Origin of the sequence: Microvirga mediterraneensis (assembly GCF_013520865.1) — a bacterium.
Classification (GTDB): domain Bacteria; phylum Pseudomonadota; class Alphaproteobacteria; order Rhizobiales; family Beijerinckiaceae; genus Microvirga; species Microvirga mediterraneensis.
The window spans coordinates 466,088-490,854 of the sequence record NZ_JACDXJ010000001.1; the positions used below are offsets into that span (position 1 = coordinate 466,088).

General features: G+C 60.2%; 21 protein-coding genes and 1 tRNA gene. 10 read left to right on the forward strand and 12 right to left on the reverse strand.

Features of this window, described 5'->3' with window-relative positions:
- Positions 1–195 precede the first annotated feature (195 nt).
- The 5 genes from H0S73_RS02150 (at position 196) to H0S73_RS02170 (ending at position 7,125) form a co-directional block, all read left to right on the forward strand.
- Positions 196–1,071 (forward strand): hypothetical protein, encoded by an 876-nt coding sequence (locus H0S73_RS02150; RefSeq protein WP_181050612.1) that lies wholly within the window; start codon positions 196–198, stop codon positions 1,069–1,071.
- Between the two features lie 708 nt (positions 1,072–1,779).
- Entirely contained in the window at positions 1,780–3,918 is a 2,139-nt protein-coding gene (locus tag H0S73_RS02155) for a VapE domain-containing protein (protein ID WP_181050613.1), read from the forward strand.
- Between the two features lie 382 nt (positions 3,919–4,300).
- Positions 4,301–5,539 (forward strand): site-specific integrase, encoded by a 1,239-nt coding sequence (locus H0S73_RS02160; RefSeq protein ID WP_181050614.1) that lies wholly within the window; start codon positions 4,301–4,303, stop codon positions 5,537–5,539.
- A 66-nt stretch (positions 5,540–5,605) separates the two neighbouring features.
- Positions 5,606–5,824, forward strand: coding sequence for a hypothetical protein (locus H0S73_RS02165; protein WP_181050615.1), 219 nt, complete (start codon positions 5,606–5,608; stop codon positions 5,822–5,824).
- 575 nt (positions 5,825–6,399) lie between these two features.
- On the forward strand, positions 6,400–7,125 hold the full coding sequence (locus H0S73_RS02170) for a competence protein CoiA (RefSeq protein ID WP_181050616.1): 726 nt from the start codon (positions 6,400–6,402) through the stop codon (positions 7,123–7,125).
- Between the two features lie 358 nt (positions 7,126–7,483).
- On the opposite strand, the gene H0S73_RS02175 is transcribed toward H0S73_RS02170, so the two are convergent.
- From H0S73_RS02175 to H0S73_RS02195, 5 genes are all read right to left on the reverse strand, one after another.
- Entirely contained in the window at positions 7,484–10,207 is a 2,724-nt protein-coding gene (locus tag H0S73_RS02175; protein ID WP_181050617.1) for a hypothetical protein, read from the reverse strand.
- Positions 10,207–11,412 (reverse strand): SIR2 family protein, encoded by a 1,206-nt coding sequence (locus H0S73_RS02180; protein WP_181050618.1) that lies wholly within the window; start codon positions 11,410–11,412, stop codon positions 10,207–10,209. Before H0S73_RS02180 ends, H0S73_RS02175 begins: the two co-directional genes overlap by 1 nt.
- A 115-nt stretch (positions 11,413–11,527) precedes the next feature.
- Positions 11,528–12,304: a hypothetical protein gene (locus H0S73_RS02185; RefSeq protein WP_181050619.1), complete on the reverse strand. Its 777-nt coding sequence runs from the start codon at positions 12,302–12,304 to the stop codon at positions 11,528–11,530.
- 324 nt (positions 12,305–12,628) lie between these two features.
- Positions 12,629–12,705, reverse strand: a tRNA-Arg gene (locus H0S73_RS02190).
- Positions 12,706–12,845: 140 nt separating this feature from the next.
- Entirely contained in the window at positions 12,846–13,442 is a 597-nt protein-coding gene (locus H0S73_RS02195) for a hypothetical protein (protein WP_181050620.1), read from the reverse strand.
- A 147-nt stretch (positions 13,443–13,589) separates the two neighbouring features.
- Between H0S73_RS02195 and H0S73_RS02200 the strand changes: the two genes are divergently transcribed.
- The 3 genes from H0S73_RS02200 to H0S73_RS02210 are packed head-to-tail and all read left to right on the forward strand — an operon-like array spanning position 13,590 to position 16,102.
- The gene (locus tag H0S73_RS02200) at positions 13,590–13,802 is read left to right on the forward strand and encodes a sugar phosphorylase (RefSeq protein WP_181050621.1); all 213 of its coding nucleotides are present in this window, start codon (positions 13,590–13,592) and stop codon (positions 13,800–13,802) included.
- A 44-nt stretch (positions 13,803–13,846) separates the two neighbouring features.
- On the forward strand, positions 13,847–14,671 hold the full coding sequence (locus H0S73_RS02205) for a thermonuclease family protein (protein ID WP_181050622.1): 825 nt from the start codon (positions 13,847–13,849) through the stop codon (positions 14,669–14,671).
- A gap of 6 nt (positions 14,672–14,677) precedes the next feature.
- Positions 14,678–16,102, forward strand: coding sequence for a M48 family metalloprotease (locus tag H0S73_RS02210; protein WP_181050623.1), 1,425 nt, complete (start codon positions 14,678–14,680; stop codon positions 16,100–16,102).
- 79 nt (positions 16,103–16,181) lie between these two features.
- Here the strand turns inward: H0S73_RS02210 and H0S73_RS02215 are convergent, their stop codons facing one another.
- The 6 genes from H0S73_RS02215 to H0S73_RS02240 form a co-directional block, all read right to left on the reverse strand.
- Entirely contained in the window at positions 16,182–17,054 is an 873-nt protein-coding gene (locus H0S73_RS02215) for an RNA polymerase factor sigma-32 (protein WP_181050624.1), read from the reverse strand.
- A gap of 165 nt (positions 17,055–17,219) precedes the next feature.
- The gene (locus H0S73_RS02220; RefSeq protein WP_009493395.1) at positions 17,220–17,792 is read right to left on the reverse strand and encodes a CarD family transcriptional regulator; all 573 of its coding nucleotides are present in this window, start codon (positions 17,790–17,792) and stop codon (positions 17,220–17,222) included.
- 459 nt (positions 17,793–18,251) lie between these two features.
- Positions 18,252–18,590: a ferredoxin FdxA gene (fdxA, locus tag H0S73_RS02225; RefSeq protein ID WP_181050625.1), complete on the reverse strand. Its 339-nt coding sequence runs from the start codon at positions 18,588–18,590 to the stop codon at positions 18,252–18,254.
- Positions 18,591–18,646: 56 nt separating this feature from the next.
- The gene (locus tag H0S73_RS02230; protein ID WP_181050626.1) at positions 18,647–18,949 is read right to left on the reverse strand and encodes an RNA-binding S4 domain-containing protein; all 303 of its coding nucleotides are present in this window, start codon (positions 18,947–18,949) and stop codon (positions 18,647–18,649) included.
- Positions 18,950–18,962: 13 nt separating this feature from the next.
- Entirely contained in the window at positions 18,963–22,103 is a 3,141-nt protein-coding gene (locus tag H0S73_RS02235) for a helicase-related protein (protein WP_181050627.1), read from the reverse strand.
- Positions 22,104–22,297: 194 nt separating this feature from the next.
- The gene (locus H0S73_RS02240) at positions 22,298–23,173 is read right to left on the reverse strand and encodes a DUF3108 domain-containing protein (protein WP_181050628.1); all 876 of its coding nucleotides are present in this window, start codon (positions 23,171–23,173) and stop codon (positions 22,298–22,300) included.
- Between the two features lie 236 nt (positions 23,174–23,409).
- Between H0S73_RS02240 and rpmB the strand changes: the two genes are divergently transcribed.
- Both rpmB and H0S73_RS02250 read left to right on the forward strand, forming a co-directional pair.
- Positions 23,410–23,700, forward strand: coding sequence for a 50S ribosomal protein L28 (gene rpmB / locus H0S73_RS02245; RefSeq protein ID WP_009493402.1), 291 nt, complete (start codon positions 23,410–23,412; stop codon positions 23,698–23,700).
- Positions 23,701–23,811: 111 nt separating this feature from the next.
- Entirely contained in the window at positions 23,812–24,444 is a 633-nt protein-coding gene (locus H0S73_RS02250) for a queuosine precursor transporter (protein ID WP_181050629.1), read from the forward strand.
- A 41-nt stretch (positions 24,445–24,485) separates the two neighbouring features.
- Here H0S73_RS02250 and H0S73_RS02255 read toward each other — a convergent pair whose 3' ends face one another.
- The gene (locus H0S73_RS02255; protein WP_181050630.1) at positions 24,486–24,755 is read right to left on the reverse strand and encodes a hypothetical protein; all 270 of its coding nucleotides are present in this window, start codon (positions 24,753–24,755) and stop codon (positions 24,486–24,488) included.
- Positions 24,756–24,767: the final 12 nt, after the last annotated feature.

The window sequence follows — 24,767 nt, forward strand, 5'->3', positions numbered from 1 at the left end:
CCGCTGGGCTGGCGTGAGGCGGTGGAGCTATAGTAGGGCTAGGCGGTGCCGCAGCGGCGTCCGCAGGGCCACGGCGCGGCGGCACTGTGTATATGGTGGCATAGGGTGGGCGGAGCGGCACAGAAAGTCGACTTTGCTTGGCCAGTCCCATTGGCTATCGTCTCGGATGCCCCTAAGCGAGCTTCACTACGCCCTATGACTTTACTCCCGCAACACCTCACACGGTACATCTCCTTAACGCAGTTTTTTGAGCAATTAGGGAGGCTAACGTTTGCCGAATCGTGGAGTGGGCGGGAGATCAGCGCCGACACGGTCATCCCCTATGAAGAAGCTTTAGTGCTTAGTGCTGAGTTGAAAGCTAAATCGGCCGAGCTTGCCAAGAGGTCAGGGCAGTCCGACATTGATTATGTCGATCACCTAATTCGCCAGAATGAGCTGACTGGAGATCTAGATCATAATGCTCCATTCCGACGGCTTATCTACCGGCTGGATTTTTTACATTCATATTTCCGTGCCCACCCTATAGAAGATAAAGCTGGATACGAAACCGCTTATTCCACCCACCTGCGCAGGCAATCTACTGTCGAGAAGATCCGCGAAGTTTTGGCGCAGCAGGCTCTTCAGGCCTTCGAGTCGACCGAGGATGGTCGCCGTGAAGTGTCAGGCGATGTATGGGGGTCGAAGGACGTTGATCTCGATATTGAAGCTAACTCTGCGAGAGCTGGCCCCCGAAAGCTTGTAAACATCTCCTTTCATCTCGACGACGCTCAGCGAATTATCTCGAGTTTAGCCGGCAGGGCCATCGCCACGGGAAAAGCCGAGGCGGACGCTAAGAGGTGCCTTATTACCATGATGAACGATCATGGAACGGCTCGCCGCTCCAAGTCTGAGGTCTGGAAAGAGCTTAAGGGCGAGTTTCCGGGCCTCTCGGAAAAAGGATTTGAACGTGCATGGACCGCTGCTTGCGAGGCAACTAGGTCGGGCTGGAACAAAGCCGGCCGTCCCCGTGGTGTCCCCGTATCCCAAAAAAGCCAGCGCGCAAAATCACCTCGAAATCTCCGCGGCAATTAAATCACGACGGCTATTAAGGGAGACGCGACAGCCTCAGTTTCTACCCACGTCAATTGTGACGTGGAGAAATGACCGTGCAGACAAAAATTTCAAATTCCGGGACCTACAGGAATGAGGCTAAGCAGTTAGCTTCGTTTCCCGACCACGACAAGCTGAGGACCTTCCGCGCAGCATCTGAGGCGTTGAATATCCCCTATTTCAAAATTCAGCGCGCTGCGCAATCAGGGATAATCCCGACCTATTCGATCCTAAACTCGCGCAAATACGTGAAGCTGAGCGATATTCTGAAGGCAATGTCGCCCTCTCTCTAACTCCTCTTCCCACAATCTTCGCCTCACCAACCGCGCATGTCATTTGCGTGAACGGGTTCGGCTGTCCTGAGAAAGCATCATGATGCCCCAAGATACTGACAATACTCTCTCAAATCTCCCTCTCCGGGACAACGGAGATGACTTCCTTCTCCCAGAGCACGACCCAAACTCGCTTGTGAACCGACTTGCTCAGGAAACAGCTATCATCTCGGCCCCCTCGGTCTCTTTCTATGCTCTCCGCGATTACTTCGTCTTCGTCATTAAAAGGCAACCCGACTGAGCCGGCCTGGTCACCGGGCGGCCCGAAGCGGCTATGCCCGCGACACCCATGATACCTACGCCTCCTCATCGTACGGCACCGCCCGCGATGGGGGACGGCTGACTTGAGAGAATTCACATGCTGGACCACATTATCCCCAATACAGCCGAGGCAGTCGCATTCCTTCAAGCGATGCACCCGGACGGACCCTGGCATCTCGTCGCCATGAAGCCGGATGGGCCGCCTATTGCCCAAACCTTCGACCCAGACAATCTCGACGCAATGTCCGCCTGGATCGAGGATCGCCAAGGCGTGGAGAACCTCTACTTCCATGTCAATATCCTGTCGCCGGGTATCCGCAACAATAAGGCGAAGAAGGGCGACGTCAGCGCGGCGGCTTTCCTCCATGTCGACGTCGATGACGCGAACGCGCTTAGCCGGATCGAACAGCACGCACCAAGGCCTTCGGTCGTCCTATTTTCAGGCGGTGGGTATCAAGCCTTTTGGCGATTGGATGCGCCTTGCAGCGACCTCGAAAGGATCGAGCGCCGCAGTATGCGCATCGCTGCGGAGCTCGGTGGCGACAACTGCCATAACATTGACCGGATCATGCGCGTTCCCGGCACGATCAATGTGCCCAACGCCAAGAAGCGAGCGGCGGGACGAATCCCAACCCTCGCCTACCTGGTCACGGCATTAACGGACTGGAACCTGTGCTACCCCATCGAAAATTTCACCGAACAGCCGGCCGATCGGCCGACTTTCGCGCCCATCTCTGTAGCCATCACGCCGCGTGGAATAGATGACCTACCCAAAAATGTCTCTGGCTCCACGCGGAGCGTGATTCAGGTCGGCGACGACCCCGACCGGCCGCGCACCGGTGAAGCGCCGCGGTATCCATCACGGAGCGAAGCTGTCTTTCATGTCGCGTGTGAACTTGTGCGCGCCGGCTGTGCAGAGGAGCTGATTGCGGGTGTTCTCATCAATCCCGATTTCGGCATCTCGGCCTCTATACTTGAGAGAAGAACCCCTATCCCTTATGCCTTAAAGCAGGCGAGGTCTGCGAAGGCGGCCATCGAAAATGGCTGGCCCGACTGCGATAAGAATGGCAGTCCCCGCGCGACAATGCGCAACGCGGCGGTGGCCATTCGGCGTCTCAGCCTCTCCTGCTCCTTCGACCTGTTCCGCAATCGTAAGATGGTCGGCGGACAACCGCTCGAAGAGCACCAAGGCGAAATCAGCGACGATGCCTGCATGGCCCTGCGCGGATTGATTATCGAGAACTTCGGGTTTGATCCGCGATCGGAGCACGTCCGCGACGCCGTCAATCTCCTTTGTCTCGAGAATGCGTTCCACCCGATCCGGCAGCTGCTCGACGGGCTGGTCTGGGACGGCGTGCCGCGCATCGATCGATGGATGACCAACTACTTGGGGGCAGAAGATACACCTCTCAACTGCGCAGTCTCCCGTATCATACTGATCGCGGCAGTGCGACGGATTAGGCGACCCGGCGTCAAGTTCGACCAGATTGTCGTGCTTGAAGGCAAACAGGGGTCCGGCAAATCGACGGCGGTGGCGATCCTCGCCGGGCCGGGCAATCATTCCGACCAGGAAATTCTGACCCTTGACGCGAAAGCCCAAATCGAACTGCTCGAAGGTGTTTGGTTCTATGAACTCGGCGAGGTAGAGGGATTCGGCAAAGCTGAAGTCAACAAAATCAAAGCCTTCGCCTCACGGACCATCGACCGAAGCCGCATGGCCTACGCCCATTACTCCACCGCTCGCCCGCGGCAGGCTATTTTCATCGGCACTACCAACGACGACAAATACCTCCGCGATTTGACCGGCAATCGGCGTTTCTGGCCGGTAAAGACCGGGTTCATTGACCTCGAAGCGCTTCGTCGGGACCGCGATCAACTCCTCGCCGAGGCGGCGAACCGGGAGCAGCAAGGCGAGAGCATCTCGTTGCCTGAAGAACTTTGGGAGGTCGCTGCGGTCGAACAGGCCGCGCGGCTCGAAGATGATCCCTGGCTCGAGAAACTGGCAGGCGAACGTGGGGTCGCGCATGGCGATATGGTTCGGATCGTTACTCACAAACTTCTCGAGGAAACGCTTCATATCCCCCCAGAACGTCAAACGCAGGCCCATACAAAACGCCTTGCCGTCCTGATGCGCCAACTGGGATGGGAGCCCAAGAAATTCAACCTCGCAGGCCAAACCATTCGAGGCTATGAGCGCCCAAAACCAACAGAACACCGTGACAAGCAAGCCTTCTAGGCCGTGGCGTGGTGGCACGTGTGGCGTGTCCCCTAGGCGGGGCTGGTGTGTGGGTAGCCGGGGCCGCGCTGCGGGTGTGTGGCGTGGGCAGCGCACGGAAGTGCCGCCGCCCACGCCACACATGCCACAGCCGCCACACGGCAGCGTTGAGGCATGGCGTCTTGGCTTTCGAAGTGCCCCATCGACCGACTCATGGACTATTGAACCGTAGTTCAGGCCGCGTCGCTTCGGGGCTATCGGGCCAAAATTCCCCCATGGTTACCTGCGTGGTCACTCTCTGGTACGCCTCACCGCCTTTCGATGACTCGCAGCATCGCGAATAATTGTGCCGGTTGCACGGGCATGCTTCCCTTTTGATTTTTCGTTTTCCTAAGGAACCAAGATGTCGATCGCCATCAAAGTGACCAAGCGTGAACGCCGTCGCCGCCTCAAGTCGGGCGAAGTCGTCGTGCAAACGCGGTATGTGATCAATTTTCGTGACCCGATTACTGGCAAGCGTAAGCAGCTGTTCTTTGAACGACAGAAAGATGCGCAGCATAAAGCAAGCGAGATCGCCGCGGCTGTGGTGACGGGCACTTATGCTCCCGCACCAGCGGCACGCCTTGATTTGGTCGTCGAGGAAGCCGTTCAGAACTGGCTCAACAACTGTGTAGGCAACGTCAAGGAAAGGACGTTACGGGGTTATCGCCACGTCGCGCGCTCCATCGTCGGCCCGCTTCTTATCGGATCCAAGGACCAGCGCACGGAATACACGATGACTGGCAAAGTGCCGAAAGGCACGCGGCTGCAGCCTCTGCTGGGCCCGGTGAAGGTCGCGGACTTAACTACTGCCGACATTCGGGCTTGGCATAAGCTCTTAACGAAGGAAGTTGGCTCCTTCACGGCGAACCGAGCCAAGACGTACCTGCAAGCGGCGCTGGCGCTCGCTGCTGAGGATCACAACATCCGTCCACCCGCTATGCCTTCCAAGTTGGGCCGTGGACGTCAAAAGCTCAAGAAAGCGATCCTCACGCCAGATCAGGTCGCAACGTTACTCAAGGCCGCGCGCAACGACCTCGAGCGCGGGATCTACTATGCCTTTCCCTTCCTCACTGGGACGCGACCCAGCGAACAGTTGGCTCTGCTGTGGGATGACGTCGACTTCGACAAAAACCTGATCCGCATCCAACGCATGCAGGAGATGGATGGGACCATCAGCGAAATGACAAAGACTGCCGCAGGGACGCGTGACATCCCCATGAGCTCAATGCTACGGGCACTGCTTCTGGACTGGCGTGTGCGCTGCCCACGAAGGCTCGGTGAGCTCCATCGTGTCTTTCCGAGTCCAGGCCAGCGGCGAGCTTGGCCCAAAGGCCGTGTTGGTGGCGGGGGTACCCTGCTTTATGCGAATTTCCGGACTCGCTTCTGGACGCCGGCATTCAAGAGACTGGGTCTTCCCTACGTCACCCCTCATTCGGCACGTCACTGCTTCATTTCCACACTGCAGGCTCAAGGTGTCGAGGTTGGTCTGGTCGCTAAACTTGCGGGGCACTCGAACGCTGTAGTCACGCTAGGTCACTACACACAGGCTGTACGCGGCGGCGAGGATGCCATTGCGGCACTGGAGCGAGCCTTCGTATAGAGCGTCAGATTAGAATATGTTTTCGAAACATGCCGCGGCGCAGAACCATGCGTCGCGGATAATTTTGTGCGCGCCCTCGGCGTGTTTTGCTTTTCCGATAAAGAGGAGCAGCACATGTCGGATCGGGAAGTCGTCTTAGTTGATCTGGTCACCTCTAGCGAGTCGCGCGTCTGCCTGTCTGCGGCCGCTGAGATCTCTGAGCTCTTTATTGAAGACGTTGAGTGGGCACTCGAGGAATACGGGATTTGTGAGACAGACCGCTACCGGATCATCGATACTGAGTGAGCGATAGCACCACGAGCCCGTCCGTGGGCCGCCAGCAGTCGTGAGCGCCACGTGGCTGTACAGGCCGGTAGACTTGGCTCATAGGCCTCCGTAGCCGCTCCCGCTGCGCGGTAGGGTATGTCCATGCGGCCAGCCCCGGGGCCGGCTGGCTCATCTCTCCGCCGCCTCGGCTTCAACCCTCCCCGTATTGTAGTGCCAGCGTCACCGCAACGGGGGCCCCAAGGACACCGCATAATATCTGGAATATTGCATTGTCAGCGGCGGTCGTCGTGCACTCTATGGACAAAGACCTGACGTTCGGTGCCCGACGCCGAAGACGACTTCCAGCCGATCTCGGATGTTCGTTCGATGCGCATCGGAGGTGCGGACCTGACCAGAAGCGGGTCGCAGGTTTATCCAAGCTTTCAGCCGATGAATATCGATGTAAATGTGCAACACTCCCCGCTAAAATGTGCAACAACCCATGTAAGCGTTTAGTGACACGGTGCGGAAATTCTCGCTCAGCAGGCCTTTACCGCCGTTCAATCCGGCAGCAACCCTTGCACGCATCGTCAGTCGGTTGAGGGGTGGGGAAAATGCAGTACGCGTTGGTAAATCGGGTACGTCAAGAGGCTGAGCCAAAGCTCCGTGGAACATGTCCGAACTGCGGCGCAGAAGTGGTCGCCAAGTGTGGTCAGAAGCGGATTTGGCACTGGTCTCACCTTGGGAAACTCGAATGTGATCGCTGGTGGGAGCCGGAGACCGAATGGCATCGGGCGTGGAAGGCTCTATTCCCGAAGGAGTGGCAGGAGGTCATCCACGTCGCCGCTGACGGCGAACGTCATATCGCGGATGTTAAGAACGATAAGGGCGTGGTGATTGAGTTCCAGCACTCGCCTCTAGATCCCGAAGAGCGCCTTTCCCGCGAGAAGTTCTATGGGACAATGGTTTGGGTCGTGGATGGCATGCGATATAAGCGTGATCTTTCCGCCTTTCGTGAAGCCGTGGCAGAGGGATACATAGTCAACGACAGCCCTTTGTGCTTGGATCCTCGAACGAGAGCCGCGGCTATGGTCCGACGCTGGGCTCCTCTCCGACACCACGTGTTTATCGACTTTGGGGACGAAGATTTTCAAATTGCTGGCTTTCAGCCTCCTGAAAAAGTCCTCTGGCAGTTTCTCTTCAATCGAGCAACCGGAAAGGTTGTAATCGCTGCCGTTACACGAGAGAGTTTCATGAAGTTTTGCTTGAATGGTAGCGAGTTTCAGCATCTCACAGTGGAACGTCACCAACGGCCACGAGGGCGCTACCGCCGCTATTAAGGCAGCAGTTCGGAGTACGGCGGCATATGGCGCAACTGTCTAGTTCCGCCGCTCGGCGGGAATGACTCCTTTCCTGCCTAGGGTGGGTCTGCGTCGCCGGAACCAAGCGTAAGATTTTAACCACTAGGGCCGTGTCTACCTTCAATAATGGGAACATCGGCAGTGGATAAAATCATTCGGTTCGATCTTGACGCGGAACGCGAGCGCCCCCTTGACAGGCTACAAGCAGTCACAATTAACCACGATGGCTACGATCCACAATAGACTCGAGCTACAGGCGCCCGACACGTGAAATAGTACTGTGCTAGAATAGCGGTTGGGCAGATGGTCTCATTTAGTACTGCGGGATCATTTCTGCTCATCCACGACGCGCGGCCGTAGCTAGGCGCCTAAAACTTTGGCTATCAGCTACGGACGGATGAACAGCGCGAATTTGATCAAGCGCAGCGCTCAGATCACGCGGGATCACCGAAGTGTCTGTAGTTCCGATAGTACGATCAAGCATTAATAGGAGTGCTTCAGCCTTCGAAGGGTTGTCGATTAACGCAAGTCGCGGTCTCCCGTTAGTTTCTCCATAAAGCCCATACTGGACCATTGACCAGCACTCGAATGGAACGAGAAAACGTTCGATCGAAATCACGGCCTCAGCGAATGCAGATCCGCATGCCGAGGGCAAATCAGCGAAGGCCCGCGCCACGCCTGGGGTAGCCAAGGATCGCTCTTGAGGCCATACCTGGGCTAAAAATGGTTGCGCAGCCGCATAAAACACCTCTTCAGGTGTCGGTGTACCACTTATCTCGTCAGCTGCCTGAGACATCTCGCTTACAAAGCGCTGTACTGCTTCAGCTGCATGAGCGCGCACTTCATCATCGATCGTTCGAAGCATCTGCTGCACGTCGGAGTGCGGAATGGCTGGATCGCGCTCCTCGCGTAAAGCATGAAGGCTTTCAACAGCGAGGCTCCATGCCAATGCTTGTCGAGTCTCTCGTCCCAACTGTGGATCACTCGCACGATTGGCGATTTGCACTCCAATTACCTTCAGCAATTCCGTTGGAAGGCGACGACGAGCGACAGCTCTCCAAAGTGTAGATGCTTCGGATGTGCTAGCTAAGAGAGGACCCAGCAGGTGCTTCTCCGACCAAGAAGCGTCCGCAATCTGGAAGTAAGATAGTGCCTCAAGCATCCGATGTCTCGCAATCATGAGTGACCGACCTTTCGTTTGAACGATGGTGTCACGCATGAAGCGCAAGTTTTCATCGGCCTCGAATGGCTGTTCGCCTGGCCTGATGGTTGGACAAAGAGCTAGGAATACGCCAACGAGCTTTCCTGTTGGAGTGTTGTATGTATCAAGATCTTCAGATTCGCGTCCGTCAGACGATCGTACAAGTATGTTTAGGTCCGGTTCCTCCCCTTCGTCCTGCTGCGAGTTGGTCTCAGTAACAGCAATTGGCCAGAGGCGCGCCCACGCTTTGACAGCACCTTCGGCGAACTCAAATTGCCGCTCCCAATTATCCATCCAGGTTGCGAGACCCTCGATTGCCTTGCGTAGGGTGCTGTCTGGTAGCTGCGCAATTAGATATAGAACTCGAGAAGCTGTTTTCGTATCTGCAACGGAAGTCTTTGGACCATTCTCTTCACTAGGCTGGCTTGGACGGTGTATCCATCCGAATTGATCCCATACATGCGGATAGGTTGCGCCAGCGTCCTTCGTAGACTCGAGGTCATACAACACCTCGTCGCATTTGCCCTCCAAGCGCATCCAGTCGGATGCCCGCCCTCTTGGATCATCCTTCCAGCTATCACGAGTTGATGATAGAGCTGCTTCTAGTGCGGCAAGGCGGCTTACACCTTCTAGAAGATCAAACCTATCGTCCGGGTCAGGTGGAACCCGTCGAGCCTTGTGCGTCCCAGGGAATCCTTCATCAATTCGATTCATTTGACGTAAGTCGTCGAACTGTAGCAGTTGAGTAAAAAGCCAAGTTCGCTGTTTTGCTGGCAACTCCGCGCCACTGAGCTCAATCCGGAGTAGTTCACGTGCAGCCCAGTACCGACGAGCCTCATCGACCTTGCTGCGATCGATATCTCTTGGCCAATGCTTTCGTGGAGGCAGCCTCATAAGACGGGCAAGAATTTCTTTTCGGTTCGTATCGGATAATTCCGCAAAGCGGCGCGCGCGAAGTTCCGCAACTTCGGGAAAGGAGTGAACATTCCAGAATTGTTGATCATTGCAACTGAGCAGAAAAGGACCGATATCCTCCCCTGACATTATGCGGTGTTCACGCGCGAGGGCGGACCACAGCCTTATGTAGATGATAGACTTCGAAGTTTGCCACCGTCGGGCGAACGCGATTGCTTCATCCAGATCGACCTCTAGAATCCTTGCGACGGTCGCATGTAACAACTTAACTGAAGGTGCGATACCCTTGCTAAATTCGTCTGGTTCATGCTGCTCCGGGTCTCTCTCAGCGACTGGCACAAAGTAGGCCCGATCCAACCCTCCAAGGCGCCATAGACTCTGCTGATTCTGCCAGCCAATCCTGTGACCGATATTAATTCCTTTGGTAACGGAAGCGTCTAGATCATTGGCTAGCTCAATGAGAAATTGACACTCAACAATTCCTGAGATGCCAAGCTCGTTAGGGTCGATTGTCTCACCGCTCGTCAGGTTGAGTAATACAACATCGGTTGAGCGCTCTGGCCTTCGTGCAGGATCTTTCAATGACTTTGCTTCGAGAGAAGGCTCTACCAGTTCCACAATCTCTCTGATCAATGCTCCTGACCGATCTCCATGCTCGATGCGAGCACGCAGTGCATATAGGCCGTCCCATGGTGGGCGGCGACTGCGCTGCTGGTTCCAACTCTCTTCGACGAGCCGCCACGCAGAATGCCAGGGCTCCTGAAGCCTCTCACCATCACGGCTAAGAACTTCCAGTACCGCAAGCCGCTTCACGTGCTCATGACTTGGTATACTGAGTGCCCAATCAATTGTAACTTGTTGATCAAGACGGCCGCTCAGGAATGCGACCGCAGCATCGTATGCCCCGCGCTCCATATCGGAAAAGTAAGACAATAATCGAGCCATTAGAGCCTCTCTCTACGAGGTTCATTTCCGATGGCGGTAATTGCATCTAGCCATTCCATGGTGGCTCCTGCTTGAGAGATAAGTGCCGCAATCCGCTGCCGCTCTGTGTCGACACTCCTCCGTACCAAGTGATCGAACAGATCGCGGTCAGCATCATCGGTAGCTGAGCGTGGTTTACGCGCTACGCGCCTCAACAAGGAGTCAATTCGATCACGTTTTCCATTGATTGCCGAAAGCTCTGACCACTGGATAAGTGTCTGGGCGACGGAAGCATGGTTATCCGCTACTGAGTAAGGAATCGGCGTGATACCTCTCCCTTTCCAGTCTTCCATCGCGACAGGATCAGATGAGTCTACGCCTACGAAGGCGAAACGCTCTTTCAAATCGCTGAAGCGAGAGCCATCTGCCGCAACCGCATTAAGCAGATACCGCATTGGTGCGTCGCTTGCGCTGTACCCAACGAGCACTAGATGAAAGAGCCGAGCCGCGTCATAAATAAAGTCAGGGATAACGCGGCGCCTGAGATAGAACTCGCCAAAGTCCTGGTCTGTTACAATAACATTTGATCTGTTGTTGGAATTTTTATTAAGGGCTCCATGAATATGGAGCACTCCAGAGAAGTCATCACGATAGCCAGGTCGTGGCATTGCACCCAATGAATGGGTGTCTATGCTCTTTCCTAAACCATGCGCGGCTTTTTCAAGTAGCAAATCGAAGTTCGTTGTGACGATCGTTGTAGCGGCGCCGCGATCAGCGAGGCGGATCAATGCCTTGTGAGTTGACGACGGACGGGGGCTTCCGGCTCGCAAGAGGTCAAAAACCTCGTTCCTTACCTTGCTCGTGGAAACTGCGACGCCATCCATTCGGCGCTCTAGCATCCCTAATACGACGTCGTACTCGCCTTGGATAAAACGGCTGATTTCAGCGCATTGTCTGTTATCCAGTCCTGCAGTTTTGGCTTTCCATGCGTTACATGCGTTCCGAGGCACCGACTTAAGAACATTATGTGTCGGACCTTCGAGCTTCTCATAGATTTGCAAAGTCAACGTGCGGAAGTCAGGCAGGCCGGATGGCATCGATATTCCTGCACCGGTGATGAACAGAACTTCACCACGGGAATGCGCCAGCAGAAGACGCTCGGGAACTCTCGCCGTATTTGACCCAAATGAAATCAGCCGATCTTCGGATGACTGAGGCCTAGACATTTTTGTTAAGTAGCCCCCCTTAGAGCTGACTAAGATTGGCTCTCGCCAGCAGACTGTAGACCGATCAATAAAACAGCCTTGATTAAACCGGGAAACCCAGCATTCACCCTCGATCCTAAAATGGTATATCGTCATCGAGATCGGAGGTATACCTCGATCCATCAGCCGATGTCCGGTACTGATCCGAATCTTCTCTTCTAGGGCCAGTGATTGCCTTTGGTGGCATGGCGGACTGAATTCGCCGTGATGCGTCGTCTGCTTCTTTAGCCTCGCCAACAAGGCGCAGTATATTCGTGACTAACCTCGGCGCTAGCTCGGCGGTGGCCCAGATCCCTCCTGGAGCACTCAGAATTGTAATCGCGAAAGTGGTTAAAGCCACCATGTTGAGGCGCTTCTTTTCCAGCTCAGCCTCGAACTCCGCTAGTTTTCTAAGCAAGATGCTCCGTTTGGCTTCGCTTAAATCAGCTCTATCGACTGCCTCACGTAGATGATGCAAATAACTTCTAATCTCAGCCTTTAAATCAGAAGAGATCGAGACTGAATCACGCTTAGCTCTTGAACTATTATCCAGAAGAAGCTGAGTTATGTAATGATCGAGGTCGGCTCTAAACTGTCGATGAAATTGATCGTCGAAGCGTCCGAGTTTCGGTATTTCTAATGAAATAAAAGGCTCAATCTCATATTTCTTAGCAGCCGCGACTACTACATTCACGAAGCCATAGCGCGCATCCTCAAGCAAACGCCATCCACCTTGGCTTTCATCATCGATTTGTGCAGTGCGGTCGCCTAGGCGCCGCTGAGCAATCCGCACAAACATTATGAACGCAGCCTGCGGATCGTCGTCCGGAAGATCGTCGATCTCATCCTGCGTTATAAAATCGAATATGTTCATTCGGCTCGGCCAGCGAAATACCAGAATCTTGTCATACCCAAACCTACTCTAACCTAAGCCGGCTGGTGACCCACTTATCCTATTATTCCCAACTTTCGCACTTCGACTGGCTATTGAGACGCGCTCACAGCAACACTGGAACGTTTAGTGCGTTGTAAGCTTAGCTTTGGTCCATTCGGCTTTTGCTGAATCCAATTGAGGTATGGCACAGTTCCAATGTGACGCATCTAGGTGCAGTCTCTTGAGGTCTGGATCTGTCCTGGGATCAACGTGCCGACTTGTAACCGAGAGGTAACCACGGCCTTTCAGTTACTTCGAAAATGCTGGCGATCCCGGGAAGACTCGAACTTCCGACCTTCGGTTTAGGAAACCGCTGCTCTGTCCTGCTGAGCTACGGGACCGCGTAAGACGAGGGGATTTAGCACGGTCGGGAGGGGCATTCCAGGGGGGTCATGCCTTTGAGCGCAGCTTGCGGCCACGAGATCGTGCCGGGCCGGGCCGTCGTGTCGCCGGTCTGGGGCACGGCGGCCCGGGCGAAGGGCTACCGGGTCCCGGTTTCCGGCGGCCGGACCGGGAGCATCAGGTGCTCGTAGGGCGTGTCCGGCCACATCACGTAAGGCTGCGAGGTGTCGGGCTTCGCGGTGCGGGGATAGCCCTCCATCATGCCCTTGGCGCCCACCACCATCACGTGGGGCCCGGTCTCGACCCAGTTGTTGTTGGGCTCGGGCTTCTGGGCATAGGGATCGGTGTTGCTGGCATCCGTGCCGCCGGCGAGCATGTACATGAAGCCGACCTTGTTTTTCGGCGGCTCCTTCTTTTCGAGCCAGGCCTGGGCCCATTCCATGGCGTTCTTGTCGCCGCACATGGGATCCGGCCCCGGCGTGTTCGGATTGTCCGCCAGACAGGTGAAGCCGTTCGTCCCCTTGCGGACGATTCGGGTTTTTCCGTCCGGCGAGACATCCACGATGGTCGCGTCCTTGGCGACGGCGGGCGGCGCCGCCGTCATGGCGCTCTTGATGATGTCCTCATCGCTCATGGAGCCCGCCATGCCCTGATGCTGGGCGGACGCCACGGGGATGGAGCCGAATGTCGAGATGACGCTGCACGCGAACCAAGCGAGAGTGCGATGCCCATTCATGGCCCACCTCCTGTTGCTGCGCGACCGGCACCTCTCATTCTACGCCTGTAAGCCATTTCAGGGGAGGGCCCTCTGCTACCTTCCCCCGACGAACCCCAAGGAACTCTGCTTGGCCCGATCCGGTTGAGAAGGAACCGGAGGCATATCATGGCGCAGACGCTTCGCGATTTCCTGAAACAGATCGAGAATCTCCCCCCCGACACCCTTCTCTGTGTCGCCGAGGTGGACGAGGCCTTCGCCGCTCATGTGGCCGAGATCGAAATCATCGAGGATGCGAAGCCACAGAACCGCAAGACGGAAGGCCTGGAAGCGGTCGAGCTGGGCAACGGACGCGAGAGGGTCGTGGTCATCCGGTGGTAGAACAAGCGTAGCCGTTTCATCCGGAATGGGTATGATCCCGTCCCATGACGGGAGCGGCCCTGCGGACATTATTGACCATCGGCATCGGGGCGGGCCTCGCGCTCGCCGCTCCCGCCGGGCGGGCGCAGCCTGTTTCGGGCGAGCGGCCGGGCGCCGCCTGCTCCGCGGAGATCCGGCCCGACCGGCTGCAGGACCTTTCCCCGGAAGGCGACCTCGTTCTGGCCGTCCTCGGCCCGGCCCGGCTCGCCGGGATCCGGCTTCCGGATGCGCCCCCCTATCGCGACGAGGCCCTGGCCTGGCTGCGGAACCGCGCCGGTGAGCCCAGCCTCGTTCAAGGCGCGGGACATTCCGACCGCTGGGGCCGGAAACCCGTCCGGATCCGGTCCGTCGGCACGGCACCTCCCGTCGATTGGAGCCACGGCCTCGTCGAGGCAGGCCTTGCGATCACGGATGCGGGCCTGGACGACGCTTTCTGCCAGCCGGAATTGCTCGCCCTGGAAGCCAATGCCCGCGAACGACGCCTTGGTCTTTGGGCCGATGACCGCTATAAGCCCATGGACGTCGATCAATCCGAGCGTCTGCGGGCCCGAATCGGCAATTTCATCCTGGTCGAGGGGCGCGTCAGAAGCATCGGTGAGCGCAAACAGCGGACTTATTTGAACTTCGGGGAGCACTGGGCAGAAGACTTCACGATCATCATTCCTCGAAAAACCTGGAAGCAGATGTCCGACCGCGGCATGGGCACCGAGGCGCTCAGGGGCCGGCGGATCCGGGCCCGAGGCGTTTTGCAGCCTTGGCAAGGGACAGCCTTCTCCATTGTCATTCCGGACATGATCGAACGCCTTGAAGGCGGCCGCCTGCCACGATGAACGAGCATGAGCACAATACGTCAGAGAGGTAGCTTTTCGTTACTTGGCAGCGTCCTGCTTGCGGCCCTTGTCGCGGGCTGTTCGGGCTTCGGCGGCGATGTCTCGCTGCCGGCCAATGCGCCGCGGGTGATCGGCCCGGACAGGGATCGGGATCACATCCGGCTCGTGCGCGCCTTCGGCGGCGAGGGCCGGGCTCCGCAGCTCCAGCAGATGCTGACCGACGTGACCAACCGGCTCGTGATGGCCACCGACAGGCCCGACGAGGCCTTCCAGGTGACGATCCTCAACTCGCCGGTGGTCAATGCCTTCGCCCTGCCGAACGGACGCCTTTACGTCACGCGCGGGCTCCTGGCGCTCGCCAACGACACCTCCGAGGTCGCGGCCGTGCTCTCGCACGAAATCGCGCACGTCACCCTCCGCCACGCATCACAGCGCAGCGAATTGCAGGCGCGGTCGGACCTGATCGAGCGCGTGGCGGAGAACGTGCTGAACGATGCCGAAGAGGCCGCCATGGCACAGAACCAGGCCCGTTCGGCCCTGGCCAGCTTCTCGCGCGCGCAAGAGCTCGAGGCGGACCAGACCGGCGTGAAAGTCCTGGCCCGGGCCGGGTTCGACCCCTACGGGGCCCCGCGGTTCCTGACGGCGCTTGGACGCTCGAGCGCCAGTTCGGATTCCTCGACGGCCGAGCGGAACGCCTCCCACCCGCGGACGGACGACCGGGTGGCGCGGGCGCTCCAGGCGGCACGGCGCACCGGCATGCAGGGAACGGGCGAAACGGGCCGCCTCGCCTATCTGACGGCGCTCGACGGTCTCTCCTACGGGGATGATCCGGCCGACGGCGTCGTGAAGGGTCGTCGGTTCATCCATTCGCGACTCGGCGTCGCCTTCGAGGCGCCCGAGGGGTTCACCCTCGAGAATACCTCCCAGGCGGTGCTGGGCGCCTCCGGCGACAGCGAGCGCCGCCTCCTGTTCGATGCCGCCGATACGCCGCTCGGACAGAGCCTGGAGGATGTGCTGCGCTCCACCTGGACGGATACGATCGAGCCCGGCACCCTGACGATCGGCACGGTGAACGGCCTGCCCGTGGTCACCGCCCTGTCCAACGGCAAGGAATGGACCTTCCGCCTCTCGGCCATCCGGATCGGCAACACCACCTTCCGCCTCATCATGGCGACCCGTGGGAACAGGGCAGACCTGGAAGGCCTGTTCCAGCAGACCCTCAACAGCGTCCGCCAGGTGCAGCCCGATGAAGCCCGCCGGATCAGGCCGCTGAAGCTGCAGGTCATCACCGCCCAGCGGGGCGACACGGCCCAGAACTTGGCGGCCCGCATGCCCGTGGACCGGGCGCTCGACAAGTTCCTGCTGCTCAACGGCCTCAACCGGAGCGATGCGCTCAAGGTGGGCGAGCGTTACAAGGTCGTCGTCGAGTAACTCGGCCACTCCCCAAAAGAAATCGGCGAAGCGGTTGCCCGCTTCGCCGGTGAGAATGCTCGTTTTGCCCGCGCCTTAATTAAACGAAAGCACCCGAAGCCTGGGGGTACTTTTCCACCAGGGCGCGTTTGAGCTTTTCCAGCGCCCTGTTCTCGATCTGACGCACGCGTTCCTTCGAGATCCCGAGCCTGTCTCCTAGAAATTCCAGGGTGACCTGCTCGTCGTCGAGGCGGCGAGCACGCAGGATCCGCAATTCGCGCTCGTTGAGCACTTCCAGAGCCTGCTGCAGCCAGCGCACGCGGCGCTCCGTGTCGATCACGTCGGTGACGCTCTCGTCCGGCAACGGACTGTTATCGACGAGAAATTCCACGCGCTCCGCGGAATTCCCCGCATCGGCATCCAGAACAGGCGCATTGAGGGACGTGTCCGGCGCCGAGAGCCGGGCGTCCATCAGAGCCACGTCGGCTTTGGACACGCCGATCGCCTCGGCGATCTTCGCATGCACTTCGGAGGAGATGCGCTCCTCGCCGCCGCGGGTCAGGCGGGCGCGCAGGCGGCGCAGGTTGAAGAAGAGCGCCTTCTGGGCGGAACTCGTTCCGCCCCGGACGATTGACCAGTTGCGAAGGATGTAATCTTGCACGGAGGCACGAATCCACCAAGTTGCATAGGTCGAGAAACGAACCTCGCGCTCAGGCTCGAAGCGAGCGGCGGCTTCGAGGAGCCCCACATGGCCTTCCTGAACAAGATCGGCCATCGGGAGGCCGTAGTGGCGGAAACGGGCTGCCAGCGCGATCACGAGGCGCATGTGGGCAGCAGTCAATTGATGAAGCGCCGCCTCATCGCGGTTCTCTTTCCAGCGCACGGCAAGAAGGTGCTCCTCTTCCCTTTCGAGAAAAGGTGCATTCATGGCAGCGCGGACGAACCGGCGGCGAACCCCTGAGATTTCTCCCATTGTGTGCTCTCCCTTGGCAGAGACACAACGAGCGAGACCGCGAAAAGTTCACTTCTCACAGCCAAGTTTTGCAAAATAGATTCCAAGCCTTGGAAAACAAGGCTTCGGGAAAGAAAAAGCCCGGCTTGGCGCCGGGCTTTTTGCGGGATGGAAGGTGCCTTTCGATCAGGCGGCTTCTTCCTGGAGGTCGTCGCCTTCGGCCTCGGCGCCCTTGGCACGGCGCGGGGACTTGGCAAGGCTCTGCTCGATGAGCTTGAGGGCCTCCGTATCCGTGATCTTGTTCACGGCGGCGATTTCGCGGACAACCCGGTCGAGGGCGGATTCGTAGAGCTGGCGCTCGCTGTAGGATTGCTCGGGCTGGGCCTCGGAGCGGTAGAGATCGCGCACGACCTCCGTGACGGCGATCAGGTCGCCGGAATTGATCTTCGCCTCATATTCCTGCGCACGGCGCGACCACATGGTGCGCTTCACGCGGGCACGACCCGTCAGCACGTCCAAAGCCTTCTGCACCAGGGCCGGTTCGGCAAGCTTGCGCATGCCCACGCTGGAAGCCTTACCGGTCGGAACGCGCAGGACCATCTTGTCCTTGTCGAAGGAGACCACGTAGAGCTCCAGCTTGAAGCCTGCGATTTCCTGCTCTTCGATGGCCGTGATACGGCCGACGCCGTGAGCGGGATACACGATTGCTTCACCGGACTTGAACCCAAGGCGCTGGGCGGACTTCTTGGCGGTTGTCATGCGAGAGAGGCCTCCTTGCATGGTCCTCGCTTGGCAGCGAGGAAGCTGTGGTTCCACTGGGCAGGGACCCAGGGGAACGAGGATCGAGATTGAGCATCACGGAACTTGACTATTCCGCTCGTCTCCCTGATGTAAGCCAGCGGCTAAATACGCTCATACCCTTGACCAAGGCAGCGACGCTCCCTTAAGTCAAAGGACGCGAATCTTTGCTTCAATTATGCGAACCGCCGGTCTGCAGGGACGGTGCACGGCTTGAGCGCAAGCGACGGCATTTGCGGACCCTATCACAGTCCGGCCGAAAAAGCAAAAATATTTCAACGGGCAGCGTAAATCAGGCCCTTTATGGCCGCGCTTTGGAAGCTAACGCATCGTGAGGAAACTGGTTCCGGTTTCCAGCCCAGGCGAACTGCAATCCGACAGGCCGGGAAGCGGCCGGACGGAGAGCCCCCGGATCCGGTCTCAGTCGCCTTCACCCGGATTGGCCGAGAAATACGCCTCGAACTTGCCGGCGACGCCGTCGAATTCCTTGGCGTCGGCGGGCGCGTCCTTCTTGATGGTGATGTTGGGCCAGCTCTTGGCCATGTCGGCATTGAGCTTCAGCCATTGCTCGAGACCCGGCTCAGCATCGGGCTTGATCGCCTCGGCGGGGCATTCCGGCTCGCAGACGCCGCAATCGATGCACTCGTCAGGATGGATGACGAGCATGTTCTCGCCCTCGTAGAAGCAATCGACCGGGCACACCTCGACGCAGTCCATGTATTTGCACTTGATGCAATTTTCAGTGACGACGTAGGTCATGCACGGTCCTTCGAGGGTCTGTTCGAAAGTCAACGAAATGGCGTTATGCCGCCGCTCTAGCCCTTGTCGGGGTCGCTGACAAGCGCCGCGTTGTCCTGGTTGAGGTCTATGTAGAGCTGCCTTGCTTCCGGCGCAGGGCCGCGCCGCTCGCCGAGGCTTTCGACCCGGACCACCAGGGTGGTCCGGGCCAGCGCAAGAGTGATCACGTCGCCGACGGCGACCGCCTTGGCGGCATTGTCGGTGCGCTGGCCGTTGAGCCTAACGAAGCCGCCCGTGACCAGCTTGGCCGCCAGCGTCCTCGTCTTCGCGAAGCGCGCGAACCACAGCCACTTGTCGAGCCGCTGCCGGTCCTCACGCATGCGTGTCACATCCCTACTTCTTGTTGTCCTCGAGCTGCGCCTTGAGGGCCATCAGCTTGGCGAAGGGCGAGTTCGGGTCCGGCTGCTTCTCCCGGCGCTCGTGCCCGCCCTCGCGGCGGTTGTCGGAGCGCTTGTCGGGACGGGGTCCTCGACGGTCCTCCCCGCGACGATCCTCGCCGCGGCCGGGGCCGCGCGGCGGACGGTTCTGCGGACGACCGCCCTCCCCTTGCGCCTCGCGGCGCTCGGGACGCGGACGGCGTTCGCCGGGTTCGCCCTGGCCTTCGCCGCCATGACGCTGACGACGCTCGCCGCGCTCCTGGCTGCGTCCGCCCCGGGCCTCGCGGCCATGGCGGGCGCGCCCGCCCTCGGGATGGCGGCGACCCTGGCGCCAGACCTCGATCATCTCGGGCTCGGCGGGAGCTTCAGCCGCGGGAGCCTCGGTCGAAGCCTCGGAGGGAGCCAGGGACTGACCTGCGGGCGAAGCCACGGCCTCGGCGGCGCTGGCCTCCACCTCCTGCTGGGACACGGTCGCCTCGGGGGCCTCGACCGCCACGGCGCCGATCTCTTCGGTGCCCACGGAGGCTTCGGCCGCTTCCGTCGGGGCCTGCTCGGCGGGAGCGGGGGTGTCGCCTTCCACAGGCGCGGCCGGGGGTTCGACAACCCTCGGAGCCTCGACCAGCGGCACCGTGATGGCGGGGCCGGGACGGCGCTCCACCACATAGCCGAGAGACTTGAGGATCGTGGCGAAATCCTCGCCCGCGCAGCCCACGAGAGAAGTCATGGACACGGTCGGGACGAAGCTCTCCCCATCGGCCGTGCCGGCCGGCGGCTCGCCGGGGGGGATGCCGGGACGATAGGAGATGGCGGGACGGATCAGGTCGGCCAGGCGCTCCAGGATGTCGACGCGCACGGCCCGTCCGCCGAGCACGCGGAAGCCGGCCGCGCGATAGAGCCCGTGGGCGATCTCGGAATCGACCGGGATTGAGGTCCGGCCGGACTGGGCGAGATGGGCGATCTCGTCGATGCCCTTCTGGTCGAGGCCGCCGTTCTGCAGGGCCCAGAGCTGGGTCGCCAGGACGCGGGGCGCCGGCTTCAGGAGGGCGGGCAGGTAGAGGTGATAGGCGCCGAACCGGACCCCGGCCTTGCGCAGGGCGCCGCGGGCATCCTGGTCGAGGCTGCGCACGTCGTTGAGAACCTTCGCGCGCTCCAGCACGCCGAGGGCCTCGCCGATCTGGAACCCGATGCCGCGGGCGAGGCCCGTCAGCTCGGCGCTGTCCTCGAGCTGCAGCAGGGGCCCGAGCAGGCGCACCACATAGGCCTTGAGCCAGGCGCGCAGGCGGGTGTCCACCTTCTCCCGGGCCGGGCCCGTGAGGTGCTCGTCAGAGAGGATGCGCACGCGGGGCTCGAACAGCTTGTCGCCGGCCTCCAGCTTGGCGACCGGGTCGCCCATCCAGCGGATCGTGCCGTCGTTCGACAGCACGAGCATGGCATCGGGAGCCTCGGCGAACCGGTCCGCCCGCGCCTCGATCTCCCCGGCCAGCGCCTTGCCGGCCGCGTTGCGCAGGGTCTTGGCCTCCGTGGTGTCGGCCTGGGGATCGGGCACGAAATGAAAGCCGTGCAGGTGACCGATGTGCTGACCCTCGACGGTGACGTCGCCGGTGGTCGTAATTTCCGCTTCGAGCATCGTTTTCTCTCTCAAGCGCCGCATGAGAACGCTCGTCCGCCGGTCGATGAATCGTTGGGCGAGGCGTTCATGGAGCGCATCCGATAGCTTGTCCTCTACCTGACGCGCAACATCCTGCCAATGCTCTGGATCCTTCAACCAGTCGGGACGGTTAGCGACGAAGGACCAGGTCCGGACCTGGGCGATGCGGTTGGAGAGGGTGTCGATATCCCCATCCGTCCGGTCCATGGCGGACAGATGGCGGGCGAACCAGTCGGCCGGGATGGCCCCGTCCTTCATGAGGAAACGATAGAGCTGGCCGACGAGATCCGCATGGGTCTGCGGGGAAACTTTCCGGTAATCCGGCACCTGGCAGATCTGCCAGAGCCGTTCCACGGCGAATTGGGTGCGGGTCATCGCCCGGATGTCGTCCTCCCGGGCCAGGACCTCGAGGGCCGTTACGTCCTCGCCCGTGGGGGCCCGCACGAGGCCGTGCTCCCTCGGCTGCGCCCCGAGAGAATCGCGCAGGCGGGCGAGCGAGGAAAAATCCAGGTCCGGGTTGCGCCATTGCAGGATTCGCACGGGGTCGAAGGTGTGATTCTCGAGCGCCTCGACGGTTTCCGCATCGAAAGGCGGGCAGCGGCCCGTGGAGCCGAAGGTGCCGTCGCGCATGTAGCGGCCGGCGCGGCCGGCGATCTGGGCGAGTTCCGGATTGTTGAGCTTGCGGAACTGGAACCCGTCGAACTTTTTGTCGGACGCGAACGCCACATGGTCCACGTCGAGATTGAGCCCCATGCCGATGGCATCGGTGGCGATGAGGTAATCCACGTCCCCGTTCTGGTAGAGCTCGACTTGGGCGTTTCGGGTCCGGGGCGACAGGGCCCCCAGCACCACCGCGGCGCCGCCGCTCTGGCGCCGGATCAGCTCGGCGATGCCGTAGACCTCCTCGGCCGAGAAGGCCACGATGGCCGAGCGGCGGGGCAGGCGCGAGACCTTCTTCTCGCCCGCGAAGGACAGCTTCGACAGGCGCGGCCGCGTGACCACATGCACGCCGGGGATCAGCGCCTCGATGAGAGGACGCATGGTGGCCGAGCCGATGAGGAGCGTCTCTTCGCGCCCGCGCTGGTTCAGCAGGCGGTCTGTGAATACATGGCCCCGGTCCAGGTCGCTGGCGAGCTGGATCTCGTCCACGGCCACGAAGGCAAGGTCGAGGTCCCGCGGCATCGCCTCGACGGTGGAGATCCAGTAGCGTGGCCGGTCCGGCTTGATCTTCTCCTCGCCCGTGACCAGGGCGACGTTGTGATGCCCCGCCTTCTCCACCACGCGGTTGTAGACCTCGCGCGCCAGGAGACGCAGGGGCAGGCCGATCATGCCGCTGTCATGGCCGAGCATGCGCTCGATGGCCAGGTGGGTCTTGCCGGTATTGGTGGGGCCGAGCACGGCGGTCACGCCGCGCGCACGCACTTGCGGAGGGAGAGAGCGACGGGACATGCCTGGATGACGGGTAATGCTGAAAAGGTCCCGGAGTGAGAGCCGAGAGGCTTTAGAACCGGAGACCGGCGCCAGGAGCCTTCCCTACGAAGCAGCCTCGAGCCCATGCGGCAGGCTGCGGTTAGCCCCTTATATGGTGCCGCAGCCCGCTTTCGCTACCTGAAACAGCAGGAATCGCGAGGGCTTTTCAGGACTTACTGAACGACCCCGGCCTTCACGGCCTCGTCCGCCTTCATGGCCTTGCGGGAGGGCGCGGGCGATTTGCCGTCCTCAAAGGACCAGAGGGACGCCTGCATCTCGCCCATGCCGATCATGGTGCGGACGGAAACCTTGACCGGGAAGAGCACGCGCGGCCCCTCGACGGGTGCCAGCCAGACGGACATGTCCTTGTTGTCCTGCATGAACTTCGTGCCCGGGCGCTCGCTCCGGTGGCCGGAAATCGGCACGTAGCGGGCATTGCACACGAGGACGGACCCGGAATAGCCCGGCACCTCGACCTTCTTCGTCTCCGCATAGGAGAGGACCACGTTCATGCGGGAGGCCCCGTCGAAGACCGGAATCGTCCGGTCGCAATTGGCCGGGTCGGTCAGGCTCTTCGACGCCACGGCCGGCATGAGCAGCGCGCTCATGGGATCGACCACGCCCTTCTTGTCGGCCGCCTTGACGGGCACCCGGTCGGGCTTGGGCTCCAGGGGCGGATCGATCTCGACCTCGGCCACCCGGCCGCTCTTGATCCCCATGCGGACGATGCGCTGATTGTCGGAGGTCTTCGACACGACGGAGAAGGTATTCGAACGGGGCGGCGCGTCCCCGTCCAGGGTGCCGGAGGCATTGGCCTCGCCCCGGCCGCCGGTCAGGATCATGGCGAGCCCGGTCAGCTTTGCCTGTCCCGCCATCTCGTACTTCGCCCCCTTGAAGGACGACGACAGGTCGGCCTTGCCCAGGGGCAGGCCGGCCAGGGTGATGTCGTAGCTCACTTTCAGGGTCTGGGCCGGTCCGGTCTGGGCTTGCGCGAGCGAGCCCGATCCGGCGAAGACCAGGGTCGCGAGAGCTGAGGCGATGAGGCGCATGAAAGCTATCCTGATAGTCTATTCCGTTGCATCGCACGAGATTCGGAATAAATCATGACCGCGCTGCTTCAAAAAAACGAGATACGGCGTCGCACTATTCTTGACGTCCTCCCCTTTTTTGGCCTATAGGCTCCCACCTTCCAAGGACTTCTGGTGTCCGGCCGCGTGGGATCTGCGATCAGGCAAACCCGCGATTTGTGGTCGCGACCCTTTAATAGACGAATAGGATTGAACCCATGTCGCGCCGTTGCGAACTGACCGGCAAGGCCGTGCTGAGTGGCCACCTGGTGAGCCACTCGAACCGCAAGACGAAGCGGAAGTTCCTGCCGAACCTCTGCAACGTCACGCTCCAGTCTGACACCCTGCAGCGCTCCGTGCGCCTGCGCGTCTCCGCCAATGCGCTCCGCTCGGTCGAGCACCGCGGCGGCCTCGACGCCTTCCTGGCCAAGGCCAAGGCTGGCGAGCTCTCCACCACCGCGCTCGCGGTGAAGCGCGAGATCGAGAAGAAGCTCGCCGCTGCGAGCTGATCTCGGATCGCCAGTGGATCGGCTTTGCGGGCGGCCTCGGTGCCGCCCGTTTTGCGTTGCATGAAGCCTGAGCTGTTGGCTCAAGAGAGACCGCCCAAAAGAGGCTGCCCCATGTCCCAGATCGACCGCCGCGACTTCCTCATTGCCCTTGCGGCCATGACCCTGGTCGTCCTCTCGTCGAACATCCTGGTCCAGTATCCCTTCCAGCATCTCGGCCTGGACAACTACCTGACCTGGGGTGCCTTCAGCTATCCGTTCTCGTTCCTGGTCACCGACCTGTCGAACCGGCGCTTCGGCCCCAAGGGCGCCCGCCGGGTGGTCTATGCCGGCTTCGCGCTGGCCGTGGTGCTCTCGGTCCTTCTCGCATCTCCACGCATCGCGATCGCCTCGGGAGCGGCCTTCCTGGTCGCCCAGCTCCTCGACATCCAGATCTTCTTCCGCCTGCGTGGCCACGCCTGGTGGATGCCGCCCTTCGTGTCCTCGGTGATCTCGTCGGGCCTCGACACGGCTATCTTCTTCTCCTTCGCCTTCTATTGCGGCGCGGTGCCCGGCCTCGGCTTCACCATCAGCGAGGCGCTCGGCCATGCCGGCATCGTGGATCAGTGCATCGCCCTGCCCTGGACCAATCTGGCTGTGGCCGACTACCTGGTGAAGCTCGCGCTCGCGGCGATCTCGATCGCTCCCTATGGGGCGATCCTGCGGCTCATGCGCTACGAGGCGAAGCATCATCACCGGGCCGCTTGAGCTTACCTCTCTAGCTTCAATGCACTTAGCAGCGCTGCTTGCTAATCACCCTCTAAGGCTTTGAGACGTCGGCACTCTGCGATACAAACTTCTAAACTGCCTCGAACCTGCTCGGCTGTCTCGAGATCGAAGCTGATGTAGTTTTTTGGGGCGCCCTCAGGCCCTGCAGAACCATCCGGAAGCATTTTCAGGCTTACAAAGTATGAGGCATCATCCAGCCCCTTCTTCACACGCCACTGGAACAGAGATGTGGATGACTGCCCCTGCAGGGGCTCAGCCTCGTAAATGACTTCACCCAGCAACGAGCCCATGAGGGGTGATCC